Here is a 20,799-nt window from a genome sequence, read left to right as displayed (position 1 = left end):
ATAGGATATTCATATTTTTTTACTTTTGCACAATTTTACGACAATCAGTCGTCATATTTTAGCAGCAACGCGTATGTATTGGACACTCGAATTGGCATCCTATCTGGAAGATGCCCCCTGGCCGGCTACCAAAGATGAGTTGATTGATTACTCGATCCGCTCTGGCGCTCCCTTAGAAGTAGTTGAAAACCTGCAGGAGTTGGAGGACGACGGTCAGCCCTACGAGAGTATCGAGGAAATATGGCCTGATTACCCAACCAAGGACGATTTCTTCTTCAACGAAGACGAGTATTAGCCGGTTGTTTCCATGAATTTGGCCCATAAAGGTACAGCGTCAATGTTGTGACTTTATGGGTTTTGCCATTTGCGGGAAATCACCGATTCCGGTATTTCTTTGGCGCATACAAAAAACCAAATGCCTCAGCTCCCTGGCGCTTGTGAACCTTGTGGTGAATGTAATGCGCCCGAATGATTCGCTTGAGGTACGAATTTCGGGTGTTGAACCGGATTTTGATCCGCCGGTGAACAATCACATCGTGGAAAAGAAAATAAAAAATACCGTATAAGGTCACGCCAATGCCGATTGGTGCCAGAAACCAGAGCGAGTCCACTTCAAAACCCACTACCACTGTTCCGACTGCGGCCAGACTGAAAATGACACTGAACAGATCATTTCGCTCCAGAAAACCGGCATGGTGGTTGTGGTGCGAATGATGCCAGCGCCACATGAAACCATGCATGATGTATTTGTGTGTCCACCAGGCCACTCCTTCCATTCCCACAAACGTAACCAAGACGATAACAACGTTTACCAGCATTTTTTCGTTACTAGATCAGATCCTACCAAAAGGTAAAACCGCTAACTAGTTTAAATGGTTAATACGGAGAACAACGGACAAAATTACGGCAATTTCCGGTAAAATAGTTGTTCAACCTTTTGGTTCGTATGGGTTAAAACGGTTATATTTAAAAGCAAGGGAGGGGCTGACATCCTTCCTGATACCTACACAGCCGACTGACGGATGGACTACAGGGCGCTCAAGGAACTGGTTAGACAGGGTGAGGGAACGCATCTCGAATTCAAATTAAAGTCCAATCACCCCGAACGGATTATTCGCGAAATTGTGGCGTTTGCCAACACCGAGGGCGGAAAACTGCTGATTGGCATCGGTGATGACAAAAGTATCCAGGGCCTTAAACACGTCGACGAAGACGAATACCTGCTGGAACGCGCCATCGAACGGTATTGTACGCCCACCATCGCCTACTCCATGGAACGCGTGCTGCTCGCCAACGAGCGGGAAGTGCTGGTGATTACGGTTCCGGAGAGCGAGCGAAAACCGCACTACGTCGACGATCCGCTCAACGATTTTCGGCGGGCCTACATTCGGGTTGACGACAAGGCCGTTCAGGCCAGCAAAGAGGTTCGCGAGATTATGAAAGGCGAAACCGCCGAGCGGGCCGTGCGGTTTACATATGGCGACAAAGAGCAGACGCTGATGCAGCATCTGGATCGTAACCAGAGCATTACCGTCGATCTCTTCGCCAACATCGCCAACATCCCCCGCAAAATGGCCTCCCGGACTCTGGTCTTGCTGGTGTTGGCCAATGTGCTGGAAATTCATCCCAACGAAACCGTGGATCAGTTTACGACGCGGATTGAATGAAAGGTTTTTTAATAACGAATATTGAACAACGAATAGCGAATAACGAAGTTAAAACCGAAATCCTGGCCTTCACTTCGTTATTCGCTATTCGTTGTTCAATATTCGTTATTAGTACTTTCCACTAAAGATCAACCCGCCTTTGTCGGATGACTATCCGATGTTTTCCACTACCTTTGCATATTGTGACCAATGGTTGCATCCGGTTGCAATAGAGACTGTGCCTGACACGTTTGAACAGGAGAGCCCGGTGGGCATTCAGAGTCGTTCAATTCATTTAAGTAACTCATACAGATGCACTATCTGGTAAAACCCAATTGGCGGAAATGGCTGGTTGCCGGTATCGGTTGCCTGATGGTGTGTAGCACCACACCCGCTGAGGCACAACGTAAAGCCAGGGAGAAAGAGCAGCAGAAGCCAAAGGAAGGCGTTCGGGGGGTGGAGGAATCCCTGTTTACGGAAGGGATGAAGTTCATGATGATGGATGAACCGGCCAAAGCCGTAGCGCAATTCCAGAAAGTAATCCAGCTTGATCCCGAAAACCCGGCGGCCAACTACGCAGCCGCTACGGCCCTGATGAAACTGAGCAAACCGGAAGAAGCCCTTCCTTTCGCCCAGAAAGCCGTTCAGTTGGATAAAGGCACCAACAAATATTATGTGCTGCAACTGGCCGAACTGCTGGTGAAGCAGAAACGATACGCCGATGCCGAAAATCTGTATGAAGAACTGATCAAGAAAAGCCCGGAAAATATCGAATATGGCGTTGAACTGGCGGCCATTTACCTGTTTGACGAAAAACCGGATAAGGCCCTCGACATGTACGACAAAGTGGAGAAGGCCACTGGCATGAACGAAGAGATCATCCGGCAGAAACAGCGGATTTACCTGAAGCAGAACAAGGTGGAAAAAGCCATTCAGGAAGCTGAAAAACTGGTGGCTTCCGAACCGGGCGAAACCGATTACCTGCTCGAAGGGGCAGAATTGCTGATTGCCAACGACCGGAACGATCAGGCGGTGGACTGGCTTCAGCGAGCCTTGAAAGTCAACACGGATTTACCCCAGGCCCACGTGATGCTGGCCGATCTGTACCGGAAGCAGGGTAATCTGGAAAAATGCAGCCAGGAACTCGACAAAGTCTTCTCGAATCCGAACCTGGAAGCCGACATTAAAGCGCGGATTTTGTCGAGTTACATCCGCATGGTTGGGAAGGACGAAAAAGCAAAACAGAGTGCGGTGAAGCTGGCAAAAGAACTGTCGGCGGCTCATCCCAAAGACGCTCAATCCCAAGCGATTTATGCCGACTTGCTGGTGCAACAGGGTAAAAAAGCCGAAGCCCGGGATTATTACGTCAAAGCCGCCCGGCTGGACAAAGCCACCTATGAAGTATGGGGGGCCATTTTGCAGCTCGATGGCGAACTGAATCAGATGGACAGCATGCTGGTTCACTCCGAACAGGCACTGGAATTGTTTCCGAATCAGGGCGTCATTTGGGCGTTTAACGGATCGGCCAATTATTTCAAGAAACGGTACAAAGAGGCCATTGAAGCCTACGAGGAAACCCGGCGGCTTTCGGCCACCAACGCCGAGCTGATGAAGAGCGTAAATGCACAGTTGGGCGACGTTTACAACGGCATGGGCGACCACCAGAAGTCGGACGAAGCCTACGAACTGGTGTTGAAAGAAGACCCGGACAACGATCACGTTTTGAATAACTACAGCTATTTTTTGTCCCTGCGGAAAGAAAAATTGCCGCTGGCGCTGCAAATGTCGGAGCGACTGGTTGAAAAAAACCAGACTAACGCGACCTATCTGGACACCTACGCCTGGGTTTTGTACGTCATGAAAGACTACGCCAAGGCCCGTACTTTCCTTGAAAAAGCCATTCAATCCGATCAGAACGTGAGTGGGACAATTATCGAACACTACGGCGATGTGCTGTACCAGCTTGGTGAGCACGACAAAGCGGTTGAACAGTGGAAACGGGCTAAACTAAAAGGCGAAACGACCGAACGGTTGGACAAGAAAATTGCAACCGGAAAAATTTATGAGTAAATACCTTATTGGACTTTTGTGCGTCATCATGCTGTGTACATCGGAAGGATGCCGTCGGCGGAGACTGTTCCGCAACGCCCCTCCTTCGCCCACAGCCGATACGGTTTCCGTGCAAGCCCAAACCCCAATCCGGACCGATACGATTGCCACCGCCCCGGTAGTGTCTTCTGTTGACCCCAAGGCGACCGTCGACCAGGTTGATTTTGCCTATCTGACGGCTAAATCGAAGGTTTCGTTCAAAAGCAAAGACCAGGACATCAACAACGCGAACGTAAACCTTCGCATCGATAAAGACAGCCTGATCTGGTTGTCGGTGTCGGGCGTCGGGGTTGAAGTGGCACGGGCGCTGATTACAAAAGATTCCGTGGTGATTATGGATCGCATTCACCGCGAATATTCCGTATATGATTACGCGTCATTGAGTCAACGGTTTAATTTTAACCTGACTTTCGGGTTGATCCAGTCGCTGCTGATCGGGAATCTGCCGCTGCCCCAGGAACCGGCTCAGCGGGTTAAAAACGAGAAGGATTACCTCCTGTTGCGGCAGCGCGAAGGCAAGGTGATGGTCGACAACTACATTGGCGAAGAAAACCGGAAACTGAAAAAGCTGCTGGTGGTGGAACAACCCACCCGAAATTCGCTGACGCTGGATTATGAAGACTTCACGGTATTGAATAATTTTCTGTTTCCGTACACCAGTCTGGTAACCGTCGATTATAAATCCAAAAATGATGGTCAACCGTACCAGACCGTCTTACGAATACGACACAATAAAGTAGAGCTTACCGATAAAAATCCGGGCTTTCCGTTCAGCATTCCGCCAAAATACCAGCGGAGACCGTAACAGCCCCGGTATTGCAAGATGCTTATGAAGTACAGAGTGGTTCGGGCTACCGATTGGAGGGAATTGATCCTCGTGCTTACCCTATGCTGGCTGGCTGGCGGGAGCGTAATGGCCCAACAGCGGAGTCGTCAGCAGTTAGAAAAAGAGAAAAAACAGAACATCGAGAAGGTATCGCAGATCCGGACGATTCTGAAAAAGACTTCTTCGCAGAAACAGGCCACCCTCGGCCAACTAAAAGCGCTGAATCAGGAAATTGCGGCCCAATCCAAACAGATCAACCTGCTGACGGAAGACGTTAAACTGATGACGTCCGAAATTCAGGACCTGCGCCGGACTTCCAACCAGTTGCAGAATAATCTGGAAAAACTCAAAAAGGAATACGGCGAAATGATTTATGCCGCCGATAAACGCCGGCAGCAGGTGAACCCGCTGGGCTTTCTGTTTTCGGCCGAAAATTTCAACCAGTTGGTGGCGCGGTATAAATACCTCCAGCAATATTCTGAAGCCCGGCAGGGACAGGTACGGCAGATGGAGAAAGTACGGCAGGAAATGCTCACGAAGCAGCAGGACGTTGAGCGTAAAAAGAAACAACAACAGGGAACACTGGCTGTGCAGGTCAACGAATCGAAACGCCTGGAAGGGCTGAAGGATGAGAAAAACCGGGTTGCTGAGGAACTGAGCGAGAAGGAGCAGGATTTGCGTACTGAGCTGGCCGAAAGCCGCAAGGCCGTCAACCGGCTGGAATCGGCCATCACGGAAATGATTCGCCGGGAAATTCGCGAACGGGAAGAGCGGGAACGCGTGGCCCGTCTGGCCCGATTAAAAGCCGAACGCGAGCGCATTGCCCGCGAAAAAGCCGCTGCTGCTGCCGCAGCCAAAGCCGAACGAGCCGCAGCCGCGACGGAATCGGAAACAAACAAACCGGAAACTGCTGAACCGAAAGCCGCCGAGCCCAAAGTCACGGAATCGGCCCCGGAAGCATCCGAACGAACTGCCCGGAAGCCCGATGAGCGTCGGAATACCTTGCTGAATGACGAAGAAGCGGCTTTAGCGTCCTCCTTTGCATCCTCGAAAAACCGGCTGCCCTGGCCCGTTACGCGCGGGTTTATTTCGGATCATTACGGCGTAAAACCGCACCCGGTTTTGAAAGGCGTCATGCAGGATAATCCCGGCATCGACATTCAGACCACGCCCGGTGAGGTGGTGAAAGCGGTTTACGACGGAATAGTTCAGTATACAACCTATGTAACCGGGATGCACAACATCGTGGCGGTTCAGCATGGGGATTATTACACGGTTTATGCCAAACTGAAAAGCGTATCGGTGCAGGTGGGACAGCGCGTCAAAGCCCGCGAAGTGATTGGCGTGGTGGCCACCGACAAGGATGGCGTGGCGGAAGTGCAGTTCCAGGTCTGGAAAAGTACCAGCCGGATGAACCCCGAATCCTGGCTGATCGACCGTTGATTTTGATCCAAACCGCAAACCGTTCACCTTCAACAGAATCATTTTGCCGTCATCGTGGTTTTATTACCTACGAATACCCGTAGATTGCCTGCTAAAACCTGCTCACTGACTATTATAAACGGTTTACCTAAGGAATGTCTGTTCATAACCCCGACATCAAACGGATCACTACCCATGTTATTCAGGAGCTGAAAAGCAAGGGAGAGAAAATTTCGGCATTAACTGCCTATGATTATTCACTGGCGCGGTTGGTTGATGCCGCCGGTGTCGAAATCATCCTGGTGGGTGATTCGGCCTCCAACGTGATGGCTGGCCACGAAACGACCCTGCCGATCACGCTGGACCAGATGATCTACCACGCGACGTCGGTTGTTCGGGCCGTGAAGCGGGCGCTGGTCGTGGTCGATTTGCCGTTTGGTTCCTACCAGGGGAATTCATCGGAAGCCCTGCGGTCGGCCATCCGGATCATGAAAGAATCGGGTGCGCATTCGGTGAAAATGGAAGGCGGTCTGGAGGTTCGGGAGTCGATTATCCGGGTTCTGAGCGCGGGCGTTCCCGTGATGGGCCACCTGGGTCTGACCCCGCAGTCGATCTATAAATTCGGGACGTATGCCGTTCGGGCGAAGGAAGAAACCGAAGCCCAAAAACTGTTGGAAGACGCCAAAATGCTGGAAAACATTGGCTGCTTTGCCGTCGTTCTGGAGAAAATTCCGGCCGCATTGACCAAACAGGTCTCTGAAAGCCTGACTATTCCGACGATTGGTATTGGGGCCGGACCGGATGCCGATGGCCAGATTCTGGTGTTGCACGACCTGCTGGGCATCAACAAAGAATTCAAACCGCGTTTCCTGCGCCGGTATGCCGACCTGCACGGCGTGATTACACAGGCCATCGGGCATTATGTCGACGATGTAAAAGATCGTGAATTTCCGAGTAAAGAAGAAGCATACTAGCCGAACAAACGGTCGGATGACGCATGGCGTCCGGCGTATCAGGGAGGCACAAAAGACGGTTTTAAAAACCGTCCCAAACGAATGAAACAGAAATACGTCGTTGTCTACGAGGATAACCATCTCATTATTGTTAACAAAGAGCCGGGGGTATTAGTGCAGGCGGATAAGACCCGCGATGTGCCGCTGCTTGATATGATGAAAAATTACATCAAGAAGAAATATGACAAACCCGGCGATGTGTTTTTGGGGACCGTTCATCGGCTCGACCGGCCCGTGAGTGGGCTGGTGGTGTTTGCCCGGACGTCGAAAGCGCTGGAACGGATGAACGAAATCTTCCGAAAACGGCAGGTTCAGAAAACTTATTGGGCGGTGGTGGGGCGAAAACCCCGGGAGGAGAAAGGGCGACTGACCCATTTTCTGCTCAAAGATGAAGCGACGAATACCGTCAAAGCCTATGACGACGAAGTACCGGGTTCGCAAAAGGCCGAATTGACGTACCGTTTACTCGGAAAAATCAACGATCATTATTTGTTGGAAGTGAATCCGATTACGGGTCGGCCGCACCAGATTCGGGTGCAATTGGCAAGTATGGGCTGCCCCATCCGGGGGGATATCAAGTACGGTTTCCCGCGGCCGAATCAGGACAGCAGCATCAATTTACATGCCAGACGGCTTTATTTTATTCATCCCATAAAAAAAGAACCCCTGATTTGCAAAGCCGGGGTTCCAAACAGTCCATTTTGGGAAGAGTTTTTAACGCTTGATCCGGAAGATTACAAGGATAAAAACCTAGATTTTATTTATTGATCACTCCCGTCAGCGAAAGGCCAACGTAGAATCATCCTACAATTCGTTAAAATGGCGTAGAGATTCGGGCGAAGAGAAACCGGTCTTCGAACCGGAAAATGAGGAATACAAACCGCTTACTTTACGGTGGGTGCTACATCAGACCAAAACTGGTTGAGCACTTTGTCTGCCATCTGAATCGCTCCCTGAAAAGCGCCAAAAATCATGCATAAAGGCAGAATGATAGGGAAGAATACGACCCAGTGCAAAATCATGTTCAATTTGACCTTCTTCATCTCGGTATTTGGGTAAAAGGGTGCCACTTTTAACGGAACTCAAGGTATTAAAACCCCTATTGGTAGTGTACTGGATTCAAAGAAAGAAACGTTTAATTTCTGCTTATATTCAAAGTTACTCTTGAATTATTTCTATAACAAACATTCAAAAAAAAAGATTTACTAAATTACAAAAGCTGGTCTGATTGCTTTTCCGTATGTCATGGAAAAATAGTAATTTGTTCTTCCATTAAAGGTTTGAAATAGTAGATAAATACAAAATGTTGAATATTATTCAACTGTTACCGGATTCGATTGCCAATCAGATTGCGGCAGGAGAAGTGGTGCAACGCCCGGCATCAGTGGTCAAAGAATTACTGGAAAACTCAGTAGATGCCCAAGCAAAAACCGTACAAATTATTATTCGGGACGCCGGGAAAACACTGATTCAGATTATAGATGATGGCATTGGCATGTCTGAAACGGATGCCCGGATGAGTTTTGAACGGCACGCTACCTCAAAAATTCGTTCGTCCGACGACCTGTTTCGCATCCGAACGATGGGGTTTCGGGGCGAAGCCTTAGCATCCATTGCTGCTATTGCTCAGGTCGAACTGCGCACCCGCCGGTCCGATGCATCCCGCACCAACGACGAGCTGGGAACGCTCATCCGGATGGAAGGCTCCGAACTGAAAACCCAGGAAACGGTTTCGTGTTTGCCGGGGACGAATATTCTGGTAAAAAATTTATTCTTCAATGTTCCGGCCCGGCGCAATTTTCTGAAGACCAATTCGGTAGAAATGCGCCATATACTCGATGAGTTTCAGCGTGTCGCGCTGGCCCATCCGGAGGTAGCCTTTTCTCTGTATCACAACGATTCGGAAGTCTACAACCTGCAGGCCGGAAAGCTGAGCCGCCGGATTGTCGATTTATTTGGCAAGCAATACCGCGAACAACTGGCTTTCTGCGAAGAAGAAACGCCATATGTAAATGTCCGGGGGTATATCGGCAAGCCCGAATTTGCCCGCAAAACGCGCGGAGAACAGTTTTTCTTTGTCAATTCGCGCTTCGTCAAGCACAACTACCTGCACCACGCCGTGGTGGGGGCCTACGAAGGAACGATTCAGGACGGTTTTCACCCTTTTTACGTCCTGTTTATCGAAATTGACCCGTCACACATCGACATCAACATCCATCCCACCAAAACGGAAATCAAGTTCGACGATGAACGTTCGGTGTATGCCATTGTCATGGCGGCCGTTCGGAAAGCCGTCGGCGTCTATAATTTGACCCCTTCGCTTGATTTTGACTCCAATGTGAACTTCCTGCCTGTGACCCCGGCCCCCCGTCGTTCGTCTGAAGTACAGGTGGGAAACGGCAATGGTCAGGCTGATGCCCCAAACCGGTCGTCTCTGCGCCCGATGTCACCCGCTTGGTCGACCGAACCGGCGGAACACAAAGCGGCAACCGGTTTTGACTTTCCGCGGAAGTCGGCGGCTAACTGGCAGGCACTGTTTGAAGGGCTGGAAACCAACGAAACCCCGGCAACGGAAGCGCAGAATCTGTTTGACAACACCGTTTCCGCCGATTCACAGGCCGAAATCGAGTCGGTAACGCTGGGAAGCCGGGTGAACAAACTGATCACGTCGGCGGTTGCTCTGGAAGGGGCTGGTCCCATTCTTCAAGTGCACAACCGCTATCTGGTGACGTCCGTTCAGGCTGGTATGCTGGTGATCGACCAGCGCCGGGCCTACGAACGGGTGTTGTATGATCAATACCAGACCGCGCTAACCAAGCGCAACGGCGTGTCGCAGCAATTGCTGTTTCCAAAAACAGTAACGGTGATGCCGGTCGATTACAACCTGGCCCTCGAGCTGCGCGACGATTTGACGAGTCTGGGGTTTCTGTTCGACGAGATCGGGCAGAATGCGTTTATGATCCGGGGCGTTCCGGCGCTTTCGGTTGGCGAGAATGAAGAAGAACTGTTTGCCAACCTGCTGGCGCAACTCCGCGAAGATACGGGGCGGTTGAAACTGGAGCGGGCCGAAGTCCTTGCCCGTTCGCTGGCCCGGCGGTCGGCTGCGCGACACCAGAAGCAACTGGCCGAACCGGAGCAACGGGCCCTGGTTGATCAGTTGATGGCGTCATCGAACCCATCCTATACGCCCAATGGTGAACCGATCACAACTGTATTGGCGTTAGATAAATTAGCGGGATTATTTCGATCCTGATATGGTTATTATGCAAGAAAACGTTACAATTTTATGAATCTTACGCCGGTCGTCAGGACGCTATTGCTGATTAATGTTGGTCTGTTTATTGTTAAAGCGTTGGGAATCGATCTGATCAGTACGTTTGGACTCTATTCTTTTCTTTCACCGGCCTTTGCACCCCACCAGTTTGTAACCTACATGTTCCTGCATGCTGATTTTGGTCACATTTTCAGTAATATGCTGGGTTTATTTTTCTTTGGCCCGATGCTTGAGCAGGTATGGGGGAGCAAGCGATTTACGATTTTTTATTTTATTACCGGCGTTGGAGCCGGATTATTATTTCTGGGCATAAACTATTTTGAAGCCAGCCAGTTACGAGATGCAGTGGCTGCTTTCCAAAGTAACCCAACCCCCGAGTCGCTGGAGATGTTTCTGTCGGATCGGGGTCTATTGAGTCAGGGCGATAATTTTTTACGCGTGTTTGAAGACAACCCGACGGACCCGGCGTATCGACGAGGGGCCGTGCAACTGATTCAAACGTATTACGAGCAGCAATTGGCGGTGCCGATGGTGGGCGCGTCGGGAGCAATTTTTGGGATCTTGATGGCATTTGGATTATTATTCCCAAATACCGAACTTTTCCTTTTATTTCCACCGATCCCCATCAAGGCGAAATACCTGGTGGCGTTTTACGGTGCGTATGAATTGTATTCGGGCATTTATCGGGCACAGTCCGACAATGTGGCGCATTTTGCTCATATTGGCGGTATGCTGTTTGCTTTTATATTGGTAAAATATTGGGGGAAGCAACGAAATAATTTTTATTGAGTAATGAGTGGACTGTTAGATGACTTCCGGAGCGAATTCAACAAGCCCAACAACACGTTGGTGCAGTTGATTCTTATTAATACGATTGTCTTTCTGCTGCTGTTGATCCTGAAAGTCATTCTGACGCTGGCAGAGATGTCAGGAGTCTACACCCTGATTGTCGATCAAATGCGGTTACCGGCTGCCCTGGGCACTTTCATCACCAAGCCGTGGACAATGATTACGTACTTCTTCACCCACGAAGACGTCTTCCACATTCTGTTCAACATGCTCTTCCTGTACTGGTTTGGCCGGTTGATCGACGAATACCTGGGGAATCGCCGACTGGTGGCCCTCTACATGCTGGGCGGTTTGGCGGGCGGTCTGGCCTACATGGCCATCTACAACCTCCTCCCCTATTTCCAGGAACAAGTGGGTGACTCCCGGATGCTGGGCGCGTCGGCAGCGGCTTTTTCCGTTGCCGTCGGAGCGTCAACGCTGCTGCCCAACTATACGTTTCATCTGCTGTTTTTCGGTCCGGTTCGGATCAAATACATTGCCTTCTTTTACATTGTTCTGTCGCTGGCCCGGTCCATTGGTCCGAATGCCGGGGGCGATCTTTCCCATTTGGGGGGGGCTTTAGTCGGGTTTCTGTTCATCAAAATGCTTCAGAATGGAACAGATCTGGGGCAGCCCATTTATTGGGTGATGGACGGCTGGCAAAGCCTGTTTCGGAAAAAACCGCCGGTTAAAGTGTCTTACCGTCAGCGCAGTAGTGCCAGCCTGAGCACCGGAGCCTACGCGGCTCCGTCGTCTCCTTCGGCGGTTGCGATGCCGGATCAGGACGAAATTGACGCGATTCTGGATAAAATATCCCGTTCCGGTTATGAAAGCCTGACTCGTGAAGAGAAACAGAAACTTTTCCGGGCGAGCCAGCGTGGATAGAATCTAAATTGTATTTTTCTCGCGCAAATTCGGCGGTATTTTTAGCAGGAAAGAACACGGAAGTTTGACAATTTTTATTTAAAAGCACGCTGAAACACGGTTTTGGCGTGCTTTTTAACCCTTTACCGTTCCTCTGGTTCATTTATCCGGAATCCGGACAAGCACTGTGCCGTTTGTATTTTTTTTGTACTTTTGCCCGATACTTATTTCATGAATGAACGCTGTGAAACAGTTTGTTACCACACGTAGTTTATGAAAAACATTTTATACCATTCAACCTACTATGTTGATCACACCCGGCAGGCTACTCGCCAAGATTGACAGTCCGGACGACCTCCGTCATTTGAATCAAACCGATCTTCCACAAGTCTGTGCCGAACTTCGGCAGTTCATTGTCGATAACGTATCGGTTTATGGGGGCCATTTCGGGGCCAGTCTGGGCGTTGTCGAATTGACGGTAGCACTACATTACGTTTTCAACACGCCGGATGATCAATTGGTCTGGGATGTTGGGCATCAGGCGTATGGCCATAAAATTCTGACCGGACGACGGGATACTTTTCATACCAATCGGTTTTATAAGGGGCTTTCCGGTTTTCCGAAACGGAAGGAAAGTCCATATGATTCTTTTGGCGTTGGCCACTCTTCAACTTCGATTTCGGCGGCCCTGGGTATGGCGGTTGCCTCGCAGCTACAAAACCATCCCAAACGGCATCACATCGCCGTCATTGGCGACGGTGCGATGACGGCCGGTTTGGCTTTTGAAGGCATGAACCACGCTGGTGCAACCGAAGCCGACTTGCTTATTGTGCTGAATGACAACTGCATGTCCATCGACCCCAACGTGGGCGCCTTGCGCGAATATCTGACGGACATTACCACCTCGCCGACCTACAACAAAATGAAGGACGAAGTCTGGAATTTGTTGGGCAAGATGAGCAATTTCGGAAAAAGCGCGCAGGACATTGTTTCTAAAATTGAAACCGGACTGAAAGCGTCGCTGCTTCACCAGAGCAACCTGTTCGAATCGCTGAACCTGCGGTATTTTGGCCCCATCGACGGCCACGACATCGATCATCTGGTGAGTGTGATGAACGACCTGAAAGACATTCCCGGCCCCAAACTGCTGCACTGTCTGACGGTAAAAGGCAAAGGATACGGCCCCGCCGAAAAAGACCAGACCAAATGGCACGCGCCGGGTTTGTTCGACAAGGTAACGGGCGAAATCAAAAAGAAAGTCTACGATAAACCGCAACCGCCTAAATACCAGGATGTTTTCGGGAATACACTGGTGGAACTCGCCGAAGCAAACGAAAAAATCGTAGGTGTAACGCCCGCCATGCCGTCCGGATCGTCAATGAACATCATGATGAAAGCCATCCCGGACCGGGCTTTCGATGTCGGCATTGCCGAACAACATGCCGTTACGTTTTCGGCGGGAATGGCCACACAGGGACAGGTCGTTTTCTGTAACATCTACTCCACGTTCATGCAACGGGCCTACGATCAGGTGATCCATGACGTCTGTATTCAGGAACTGCCGGTTATTTTCTGCCTCGACCGGGCCGGTTTTGCCGGTGCCGATGGTCCAACGCACCACGGAGCCTACGATTTGTCTTTCATGCGCTGCATTCCGAACATGATCGTGGCCAGCCCGATGAATGAGCAGGAACTCCGTAACCTGATGTTTACGGCCCAGTCGGACACCATTCAGCAGGGAAAACAGGCTTTTACCATCCGCTACCCACGGGGTGAAGGCGTGATGCCCAACTGGCGGACTCCGCTTGAAGCCATTGAAGTAGGAAAAGGACGCAAAATCCGGGATGGGAAAGGCGTCGCCATTCTGACCATTGGCCCCATTGGTAACTACGTCACAAACGCCTGTGAACTCCTCGAAACCGAGCTGATTCACCCGGCGCACTACGACATGCGGTTCGTAAAACCGCTCGACGAAGCGATGCTGCACGAAATATTCCAGCGGTACGACAAAGTCGTGACCGTTGAAGATGGCTGCGTGATGGGCGGTTTTGGCAGTGCGGTGATCGAATTCATGACCGACCACGGTTATGTGGCCCGCGTGAAGCGGCTGGGCATTCCGGATGCGGTGATCGAACACGGCGAGCAGATCGACCTTCACCGCGAATGTGGTTTCGATCCGAAAGGAATTGCCGATGCCGTCCGGGAACTAACCTATGCCGAGCGCATCATTACCGCTTAACCGATAACCCTTACTCAGCAACGTGGCCGGGTTACCAGTGTGATTGAACCGATGGATGGGTGCGGAAATCAAACGGCCTCCTCTCTTCAATCGCATCGGTAATCCGGCCACGTTTTTATTCATTTCTACATTTTGACAATGCAGGTATTTAAATTCGGCGGAGCATCGGTGAAAGATGCGCAGGGAATTCGCAACGTGGCCGGAATCATTCAACAGCAGCCACCGAAGCAACTGGTGGTGGTGGTGTCGGCAATGGGTGAAACCACGAATGAGCTGGAGAAGCTGACCTGGGCCTATCTCGGCCGGGAAGCGGCCAAAGACACGATCTGGCAGCACATCCGGGCGCGTCACGAACACGTGATCAATAATTTGGCTGGTGATAACCGCGAGCCTTTTGAGGGCGTCTACGAGCTGTTTTCCGCCGTAGAAAACCTGCTTGCCGAGGAGCCGGAACCCAATGGGGATAAAGTATACGACCAACTGGTTTCATTTGGTGAACTGCTGTCAACGCGCATTCTCAATGCTCACCTGAACCAATCCGGTTTGGACTCCTACTGGGTGGATGCCCGGCGGTTAATTCGAACGGATGATACCTACCGCGAAGGCAAGGTAGACTGGGATCGAACCGGTGAACACATTACGGACACCCTCGCCGATCTGATCGAAACCAGCGTCGTGATCACGCAGGGGTTTATTGGCAACACAGGCGAAGGCTACACCACGACTCTGGGCCGGGATGGTTCAGATTATACGGCGGCAATTTTTGCCTATTGCCTCAACGCTGAGCGCGTTACGATCTGGAAAGATGTGCCGGGCGTTTTGAATGCCGATCCGAAATGGTTCGACGAAACCGTCAAAATCGACCAGTTGACTTATCAGGATGCCATCGAACTGGCCTATTACGGCGCTACGGTTATTCACCCGAAAACCATCAAACCGTTACAGAATAAGAACATTCCATTGTACGTCCGGTCGTTTCTGCAACCGCAGGAGCCCGGAACGGTAATCGGCCATTTTGAGAAGCACCTGCCCGTTCCGTCGTTCATTTTCAAGATGAACCAGACGCTGATTTCATTGCATCCAAAAGACTTCTCGTTTATTGCGGAAGAAAATCTGAGCAAGATATTCGGTCATTTTGCAGAATACGGCGTGAAAATCAACCTGATGCAAAATACCGCCATCAGCTTTTCCGTCGTGGTCGATCACCGGCCGGAGCGGTTGGCCCGTTTGATGCCCCATTTGCAGGAAAACTTTCGGATTACCTACAACGAGGGGCTGGAGCTCATCACCATTCGCCACTACGACGAAAAAACCATCGACCGGGTTTTGGTCCATAAAAAACTGCTGCTGGAACAGAAAAGCCGGTATACCGTGCAACTGGTGGTGAAAGACGAAGCCAGTAGCCCGACCCCGGAACTTACGCCAGAATAGGTTTTACCACCTTTCCGGCCACATCGGTCAGCCGGAAAGGGCGGCCCTGAAACTGGTACGTGAGTTTTTCGTGATTGAACCCCAGCAAATGCAGAATCGTCGCCTGTAAATCGTGGACGTGTACCTGATCCTTCACGCCGTAATAGCCGATGTCATCGGTTTCGCCAAATGAAAAACCACGTTTGACGCCACCGCCCGCCATCCAGACCGTGAACGCATCCAAATGGTGATCGCGACCCATGAATGGCAGAGTCTGGCCATCGCGGTTTTCCTGCATCGGCGTCCGGCCAAATTCGCCACCCCACACCACGAGCGTATCGTCGAGCAAACCGCGTTGTTTCAGATCCTGGAGCAAAGCCGCCACGGCCTGGTCCGATTGCCGGCATTTGTCGTGCAGTCCCAGATCGATGGCCGTACTGGTGTCTGTACCGTGGGAATCCCAGCCCCAGTCGAACAACTGCACAAAACGCACTCCGCGCTCCACCAGCCGCCGGGCCAGCAAACAGTTCCGGGCAAATGAGCCTTTGTTCGGGTCAACGCCGTATAGATCAAGCATATACTGCGGTTCGCCTTTGATATCCATCGCATCCGGCACCGACATCTGCATCCGGAACGCCAGTTCATACTGCGCAATTCGGGTCAGAATTTCCGGATCTTTGACGTCGTTGTATTGCTGCTGGTTAATTTCTGAAATGGCATCGATGGTGTTTTTCCGCATATCCCGCGACATCCCATCCGGGTTGGAAACGTACAAAACCGGGTCGCCTTCCGTCCGGCACTGAACGCCCTGATACACCGACGGCAGAAAACCGCTGCCCCAGACCGATTTGCCCGCATCGGGTTGTTTGCCGCCCGATGCCAGCACGATGTAACCGGGCAAATTGTCATTTTCCGTTCCCAAACCGTAGGTCACCCACGAACCCATGCTGGGCCGTCCCAGCCGGGCGGCTCCGGTGTGCATCAGCAACTGCGCCGGAGCGTGGTTGAACTGGTCGGTGTGCATGGCTTTCAGAAACGTAATTTCGTCCACCACACCCTGTAAATGGGGCAAATAATCGGAAACCCAGGCTCCCGACTGACCGTGTTGCGCAAACTTTCCCTGCGGTCCCAGCATTTTGGGAACGCCCCGGATGAACGCAAATTTCTTCCCGGTCAGCAGTTCCTGCGGACAGTCTTTTCCGTTGTATTTCGCCAGTTCGGGCTTGTAATCGAACAATTCCAGTTGCGAGGGCGACCCGGCCATGTGGATGTAAATCACCCGCTTGGCTTTGCCCGCAAACTGCGCCGGACGCACCGCCGTCGGGGAACGGTCGTCGTTACCCAGCGGTTGCGCACTGGTTACGGACGAACCTTTCTCGTCGGATTTCCCCAAAAAATCACAGCTAGCCAGGACGGAACCCAGTGCCATGGCACCCAAACCGGTGGAACACGTATGCAAAAAATGCCGCCGGGTTTCGCGCTGGACAGCCGCCTGTTGTAATTCGTTGATGAGCTTTTTCATGTCATTCTTTGGTTATCACCTCATCCAGATTGAGCATCGTATTGGCCGTAATCGTCAAAGCCGCCAACTGCGGAGTGGCGTCTTTCCGGGCCAGTAACTTCTGCGCGTCGATGGGATGTTGTTGATAATAGGTCTCCGCTTTTTGATACAACTTCACCAGCACGGCCAGTTTCTGAGGGGCCGGATTCCGCTGCATGACTTGCCGAAAACCGGCCTGAATTTGTTGGTCGGCGGTTTTTCCGTGTTTCTGCATCATAGCCGCCAGCGTCTGGGCCGATTCAACAAAAACCGGATCGTTTAGGGTAACGAGTGCCTGCAAAGGCGTGTTCGTCCGAATGCGCCGGACCTGACAAAATTCCCGGCTTGGGCTGTCGAAGGTAATCATCGACGGATAGGGCGAGGTGCGTTTCCAGTAGGTGTAAAGTGCCCGGCGGTGGCGGTCTTCGCCCTCGCTCAGTTTCCAGCTCTCGCCGTTGTAGGGCGACTGCCAGATGCCGTCGGGTTGCGACGGTTTTACACTCGGACCAAACCGTTTCGAACTCAGCAAACCACTGGTTGCCAGCGCCTGATCGCGAACTTGCTCGGCGGTTAACCGGACACGCGGGCCACGCGCGAGCCAGCGGTTAAACGGATCTTTTGCGACCAGATCCGCCGAAGCCTCCGAACGCTGGCGGTAAGTCGCCGACAGAACCATGCGTTTCAGCAGGCGTTTCACCGACCATTGATCGGTTTCCATGAATTCGGTCGCCAGATAATCCAGCAGTTCCCGGTGGGTGGGCGGAATGCCCTGCGTTCCCAGATCCTCCACGGTTTCGGCCAGACCGGTTCCGAAAAGTTGCTCCCAGAAGCGGTTGACGGCTACCCGGGCGGTCAGCGGATGATCGCGGTTGACCATCCACAACGCGAGTCCCAGACGGTTGCGGGGAACCGGTTTTCCGTTTGAATCAGTGGGCAAGGGTGGCAGCGATTGGGGAACGTCGGGCTGAACCGGTTTTCCTTTCACGAGCCAGTTACCCCGGTCGAACACGTGCGTTTTCCGGGCAAAATCGCCTTTTCCTTCGAACAAAACCGGCGTCGATTCCGGTTTGGCGTTCAACACAGCCTGGAGTTTGTAATCCATTTCGCCCAAAACCGTTGCCGAGGTTCCCGGTAAGGCAGGCCGAAACGACACCCATTTGATCATCGTCCAATCCTTCGGTTGCTTCGGGCTATCCATGGTCAGATACACATGATGACGCCCCGAAATCGTCGGAAGCGCGTAAATCATCACCGTATCGCGCCACTGGCTACCGGTTTTCGGTACCGGGATCGTTAGTAGTGTCGGGCCGGTCGGGCTGTCCTGGTGAAGCGTCAAAACCGCTTTTTCGGCATTCGTTCCGATCGCCATAATCAGGCGATTCGTTCCGTTCAGGTTGACACTTTTGATTCGCGCCGATCCGCCGTGCTGCACGCCGAAAAACTTGGCATCCAGCAGCGACGCATTGACGTACTGATCGAAATCGTGTGAGTTGATTTTTGGCTCCGTCAGCCGGACAAAATTCACCAGTTCCTGCACCGGCTGTGGTTGCTTCGTATGCGATGCCACCCAGTTTTTCAACTCAGCCACCTTCACCGAATCCTGGTCCTTGAAAAACCGCAGGGTCGGCGTATCGGTCTGAACGTCCTCGTCGCGCGTGTTGTTGAAAAACGCCAGATACTTGTAATATTCATCATGAACAAACGGGTCGTAGGGGTGACTGTGACACTGCACACAGGCAAACGTCGTTCCCTGAAACACGTCCCAGGTCGTGTTGACCCGGTCCAGCACCGCAGCTACCCGAAATTCCTCGTCCTGCGTGCCGCCCTCGTCGTTGGTCATCGTGTTGCGGTGAAAACCGGTCGCAATGAATTGATTGTCAGTTGCATTGGGCAACAAGTCGCCTGCTAGTTGTTCGATGGTGAACTGGTTGTAGGGCATATCCTGGTTGAACGCGTTGATAACCCAGTCGCGGTACCGCCAGATTTTTCGTTCGGTATCTTTTTCGTAGCCTTTTGAATCGGCATAGCGGGCCAGATCGAGCCAGAGCGCCGTCCAGCGTTCGCCGTACGCCGGTGAAGCCAGAAGCCGGTCCACCACTTTTTCGTACGCATTCGGTGATTGATCCTTCACAAAATCAGCCACTTCCTGTTGGGTGGGCGGCAAACCGGTCAGGTCGAGGGAAACGCGCCGGATGAGCGTGGCGCGGTCGGTTTCCGGTGACGGTTTGAGCGATTGGCCCCGGAGTTTTTCGAGCACAAACGGATCGATTTCGTTTTTAACCCAGTCGGTTTCATCATTTTTGGCCATTCCCATGCGGCTCCAGAACGTACCCACTTTCGGAATTTCCGGTTTTTCGATGCGGGTATAGGCCCAGTGATCTCCCCATTCCGCGCCCTGATCGATCCACTTGCGGAGGGTTTCAATTTCTTCGGGTTTCAGGGGGGGCGCATCCAGCGGCATCCGGTCGTCATGATCGGTTAGCGTCAACCGGCGAATCATTTCACTGGCGTCGGCATCACCGGGAACGATCGCGGGTTTGCCCGATTTCGTCGGTGCGACGGCTTCGTGCCGAAACAAGACGGAAAAGCCCCCGGCCTTTTTGACGCCCCCGTGGCAGGCAATGCAGTTTTTATTCAGCAGCGGTTTGACCTGGGTGTTGAAGTCGACGCGCTCCTCGAACCAGCCCAGAAAAGACGAGAGCAGCAAGCCTACGCCTACTACAGCTCCACTGACGACGATTACTTTTGTGTTCATACGCGGCCCTAACTGGGCGGTATTGGTTCTACACAAATTTAGTCAGCCATAATCCTAATCGGAATGGAGCAAATTTTGCTTTACATGGATAATTTTACGGAATTTGCTGAAGAGCCTATTACAAAGTTTTTACTCCGCCATCCATGACTAATTCGGAACCAACCATGTATTTAGAAGCATCCGAGGCTAAATAGAGGAATCCTTCCGCAACTTCCTCAACCGTGCCCAGCCGTTTCGCGGGGATAATGCTGGCCATGTATTCTTTTGTGCCATCAACTTCTTCCTGTGAAGCACCACCTCGGCCGAAAAATGGGGTGTCAATCGCGCCGGGTGACAGAACGTTCACCCGGATATTCCGGTCCATCAATTCGGTCGAAAAACTTCGGGCCAATGACCGGACGGCCGCTTTTGTAGCCGAATAGGCCGCCCCATTGCTAAATCCTTTTTCGTTTACGGCGCTGGAAGTCAGAATAATGGACGCTCCATCATTTAAATACGGCAACGCGCGCTGCACCGAAAAAAAGGCCCCTTTGAAATTGATGTCGCTGATCTGATCGAATTGTTCTTCCGTATAGTCGGCTAACGGCCCGGCATGATTTACACCCGCATTGACGACCAGTACGTCAATCTTGCCAAACACTTCGCTTACTTTTTCATACGCTTTTGTGATGTTGTTTACATCGGAAACATCACTGACAATGCCGACCGCTCCGTGGCCTATGGCTTCTACAGCACGGTCTAAAGAAATCGGGTTGCGGCCGGTAATGGCTACGTTGGCACCCTGTTCGGCAAATAGTATGGCGGTTGATAAACCGATTCCGCTGTTTCCACCGGTGACCACTGCGACTTTGTTTGCTAACTTTTTCATGTTCG

At 51.7% G+C, this 20,799-nt stretch carries 16 protein-coding genes; 12 read left to right on the top strand and 4 right to left on the bottom strand.

Annotated features, from left to right (window positions below; translation table 11 throughout):
• Window positions 1–73 precede the first annotated feature (73 nt).
• The gene (locus tag F0P93_RS15615; protein WP_009284883.1) at window positions 74–295 is read left to right on the top strand and encodes a DUF2795 domain-containing protein; all 222 of its coding nucleotides are present in this window, start codon (window positions 74–76) and stop codon (window positions 293–295) included.
• Between the two features lie 79 nt (window positions 296–374).
• Here the strand turns inward: F0P93_RS15615 and F0P93_RS15610 are convergent, their stop codons facing one another.
• A complete protein-coding gene (locus tag F0P93_RS15610; protein ID WP_150877425.1) occupies window positions 375–818 on the bottom strand; it encodes a sterol desaturase family protein in 444 nt (147 codons plus the stop codon).
• Between the two features lie 204 nt (window positions 819–1,022).
• Here F0P93_RS15610 and F0P93_RS15605 point away from each other — a divergent pair, with 204 nt between their 5' ends.
• From F0P93_RS15605 to F0P93_RS15555, 11 genes are all read left to right on the top strand, one after another.
• Window positions 1,023–1,667, top strand: coding sequence for an AlbA family DNA-binding domain-containing protein (locus F0P93_RS15605; RefSeq protein WP_150877423.1), 645 nt, complete (start codon window positions 1,023–1,025; stop codon window positions 1,665–1,667).
• A 291-nt stretch (window positions 1,668–1,958) separates the two neighbouring features.
• Window positions 1,959–3,716, top strand: a complete 1,758-nt coding sequence (locus tag F0P93_RS15600) for a tetratricopeptide repeat protein (RefSeq protein ID WP_150877421.1) — start codon at window positions 1,959–1,961, stop codon at window positions 3,714–3,716.
• The gene (lolB1, locus tag F0P93_RS15595; RefSeq protein WP_138992887.1) at window positions 3,709–4,560 is read left to right on the top strand and encodes a lipoprotein insertase outer membrane protein LolB1; all 852 of its coding nucleotides are present in this window, start codon (window positions 3,709–3,711) and stop codon (window positions 4,558–4,560) included. Before F0P93_RS15600 ends, lolB1 begins: the two co-directional genes overlap by 8 nt.
• A gap of 24 nt (window positions 4,561–4,584) precedes the next feature.
• A complete protein-coding gene (locus F0P93_RS15590) occupies window positions 4,585–6,024 on the top strand; it encodes a murein hydrolase activator EnvC family protein (RefSeq protein WP_225309498.1) in 1,440 nt (479 codons plus the stop codon).
• Between the two features lie 134 nt (window positions 6,025–6,158).
• The gene (panB, locus tag F0P93_RS15585; protein WP_150877417.1) at window positions 6,159–6,977 is read left to right on the top strand and encodes a 3-methyl-2-oxobutanoate hydroxymethyltransferase; all 819 of its coding nucleotides are present in this window, start codon (window positions 6,159–6,161) and stop codon (window positions 6,975–6,977) included.
• Between the two features lie 81 nt (window positions 6,978–7,058).
• Window positions 7,059–7,784, top strand: coding sequence for an RluA family pseudouridine synthase (locus tag F0P93_RS15580; protein ID WP_150877415.1), 726 nt, complete (start codon window positions 7,059–7,061; stop codon window positions 7,782–7,784).
• A 535-nt stretch (window positions 7,785–8,319) separates the two neighbouring features.
• The gene (gene mutL, locus F0P93_RS15575; protein ID WP_150877413.1) at window positions 8,320–10,269 is read left to right on the top strand and encodes a DNA mismatch repair endonuclease MutL; all 1,950 of its coding nucleotides are present in this window, start codon (window positions 8,320–8,322) and stop codon (window positions 10,267–10,269) included.
• A gap of 33 nt (window positions 10,270–10,302) precedes the next feature.
• A complete protein-coding gene (locus tag F0P93_RS15570) occupies window positions 10,303–11,079 on the top strand; it encodes a rhomboid family intramembrane serine protease (RefSeq protein ID WP_150877411.1) in 777 nt (258 codons plus the stop codon).
• A 3-nt stretch (window positions 11,080–11,082) separates the two neighbouring features.
• Window positions 11,083–12,003, top strand: coding sequence for a rhomboid family intramembrane serine protease (locus tag F0P93_RS15565; protein WP_150877409.1), 921 nt, complete (start codon window positions 11,083–11,085; stop codon window positions 12,001–12,003).
• Between the two features lie 283 nt (window positions 12,004–12,286).
• Entirely contained in the window at window positions 12,287–14,221 is a 1,935-nt protein-coding gene (gene dxs / locus F0P93_RS15560; RefSeq protein ID WP_150877407.1) for a 1-deoxy-D-xylulose-5-phosphate synthase, read from the top strand.
• A 138-nt stretch (window positions 14,222–14,359) separates the two neighbouring features.
• The gene (locus F0P93_RS15555) at window positions 14,360–15,652 is read left to right on the top strand and encodes an aspartate kinase (protein ID WP_150877405.1); all 1,293 of its coding nucleotides are present in this window, start codon (window positions 14,360–14,362) and stop codon (window positions 15,650–15,652) included.
• On the opposite strand, the gene F0P93_RS15550 is transcribed toward F0P93_RS15555, so the two are convergent.
• The 3 genes from F0P93_RS15550 to F0P93_RS15540 all read right to left on the bottom strand — a co-directional run bounded on the left by F0P93_RS15550 (window position 15,639) and on the right by F0P93_RS15540 (window position 20,794).
• Entirely contained in the window at window positions 15,639–17,153 is a 1,515-nt protein-coding gene (locus F0P93_RS15550) for a DUF1501 domain-containing protein (protein ID WP_150877403.1), read from the bottom strand. The two genes, F0P93_RS15555 and F0P93_RS15550, sit on opposite strands and share 14 nt — an antisense overlap.
• A gap of 1 nt (window position 17,154) precedes the next feature.
• Window positions 17,155–19,926 (bottom strand): DUF1553 domain-containing protein, encoded by a 2,772-nt coding sequence (locus F0P93_RS15545; RefSeq protein ID WP_150877401.1) that lies wholly within the window; start codon window positions 19,924–19,926, stop codon window positions 17,155–17,157.
• Window positions 19,927–20,044: 118 nt separating this feature from the next.
• Window positions 20,045–20,794, bottom strand: a complete 750-nt coding sequence (locus F0P93_RS15540; RefSeq protein ID WP_150877399.1) for an SDR family oxidoreductase — start codon at window positions 20,792–20,794, stop codon at window positions 20,045–20,047.
• Window positions 20,795–20,799 lie beyond the last annotated feature (5 nt).

Source organism: Larkinella humicola, from assembly GCF_008727875.1.
Taxonomy (GTDB): Bacteria; Bacteroidota; Bacteroidia; order Cytophagales; family Spirosomataceae; genus Larkinella; species Larkinella humicola.
The sequence above is the reverse complement of the archived record's forward strand: the minus strand, read 5'-3'. Positions and strand labels throughout refer to the sequence as shown.

What these genes read in the sequence shown, in the direction of transcription:
- F0P93_RS15565 (WP_150877409.1), top strand. Translation starts at nt 11,083, where the DNA reads ATGAGTGGACTGTTAGATGACTTCCGGAGCGAATTCAACAAGCCCAAC.
- F0P93_RS15570 (WP_150877411.1), top strand. Translation starts at nt 10,303, where the DNA reads ATGAATCTTACGCCGGTCGTCAGGACGCTATTGCTGATTAATGTTGGT.
- F0P93_RS15605 (WP_150877423.1), top strand. Translation starts at nt 1,023, where the DNA reads ATGGACTACAGGGCGCTCAAGGAACTGGTTAGACAGGGTGAGGGAACG.
- dxs (WP_150877407.1), top strand. Translation starts at nt 12,287, where the DNA reads ATGTTGATCACACCCGGCAGGCTACTCGCCAAGATTGACAGTCCGGAC.
- F0P93_RS15590 (WP_225309498.1), top strand. Translation starts at nt 4,585, where the DNA reads ATGAAGTACAGAGTGGTTCGGGCTACCGATTGGAGGGAATTGATCCTC.
- F0P93_RS15610 (WP_150877425.1), bottom strand. Translation starts at nt 818, where the DNA reads ATGCTGGTAAACGTTGTTATCGTCTTGGTTACGTTTGTGGGAATGGAA.
- panB (WP_150877417.1), top strand. Translation starts at nt 6,159, where the DNA reads ATGTCTGTTCATAACCCCGACATCAAACGGATCACTACCCATGTTATT.
- lolB1 (WP_138992887.1), top strand. Translation starts at nt 3,709, where the DNA reads ATGAGTAAATACCTTATTGGACTTTTGTGCGTCATCATGCTGTGTACA.
- F0P93_RS15540 (WP_150877399.1), bottom strand. Translation starts at nt 20,794, where the DNA reads ATGAAAAAGTTAGCAAACAAAGTCGCAGTGGTCACCGGTGGAAACAGC.
- F0P93_RS15580 (WP_150877415.1), top strand. Translation starts at nt 7,059, where the DNA reads ATGAAACAGAAATACGTCGTTGTCTACGAGGATAACCATCTCATTATT.
- F0P93_RS15545 (WP_150877401.1), bottom strand. Translation starts at nt 19,926, where the DNA reads ATGAACACAAAAGTAATCGTCGTCAGTGGAGCTGTAGTAGGCGTAGGC.
- mutL (WP_150877413.1), top strand. Translation starts at nt 8,320, where the DNA reads ATGTTGAATATTATTCAACTGTTACCGGATTCGATTGCCAATCAGATT.
- F0P93_RS15615 (WP_009284883.1), top strand. Translation starts at nt 74, where the DNA reads ATGTATTGGACACTCGAATTGGCATCCTATCTGGAAGATGCCCCCTGG.
- F0P93_RS15555 (WP_150877405.1), top strand. Translation starts at nt 14,360, where the DNA reads ATGCAGGTATTTAAATTCGGCGGAGCATCGGTGAAAGATGCGCAGGGA.
- F0P93_RS15550 (WP_150877403.1), bottom strand. Translation starts at nt 17,153, where the DNA reads ATGAAAAAGCTCATCAACGAATTACAACAGGCGGCTGTCCAGCGCGAA.
- F0P93_RS15600 (WP_150877421.1), top strand. Translation starts at nt 1,959, where the DNA reads ATGCACTATCTGGTAAAACCCAATTGGCGGAAATGGCTGGTTGCCGGT.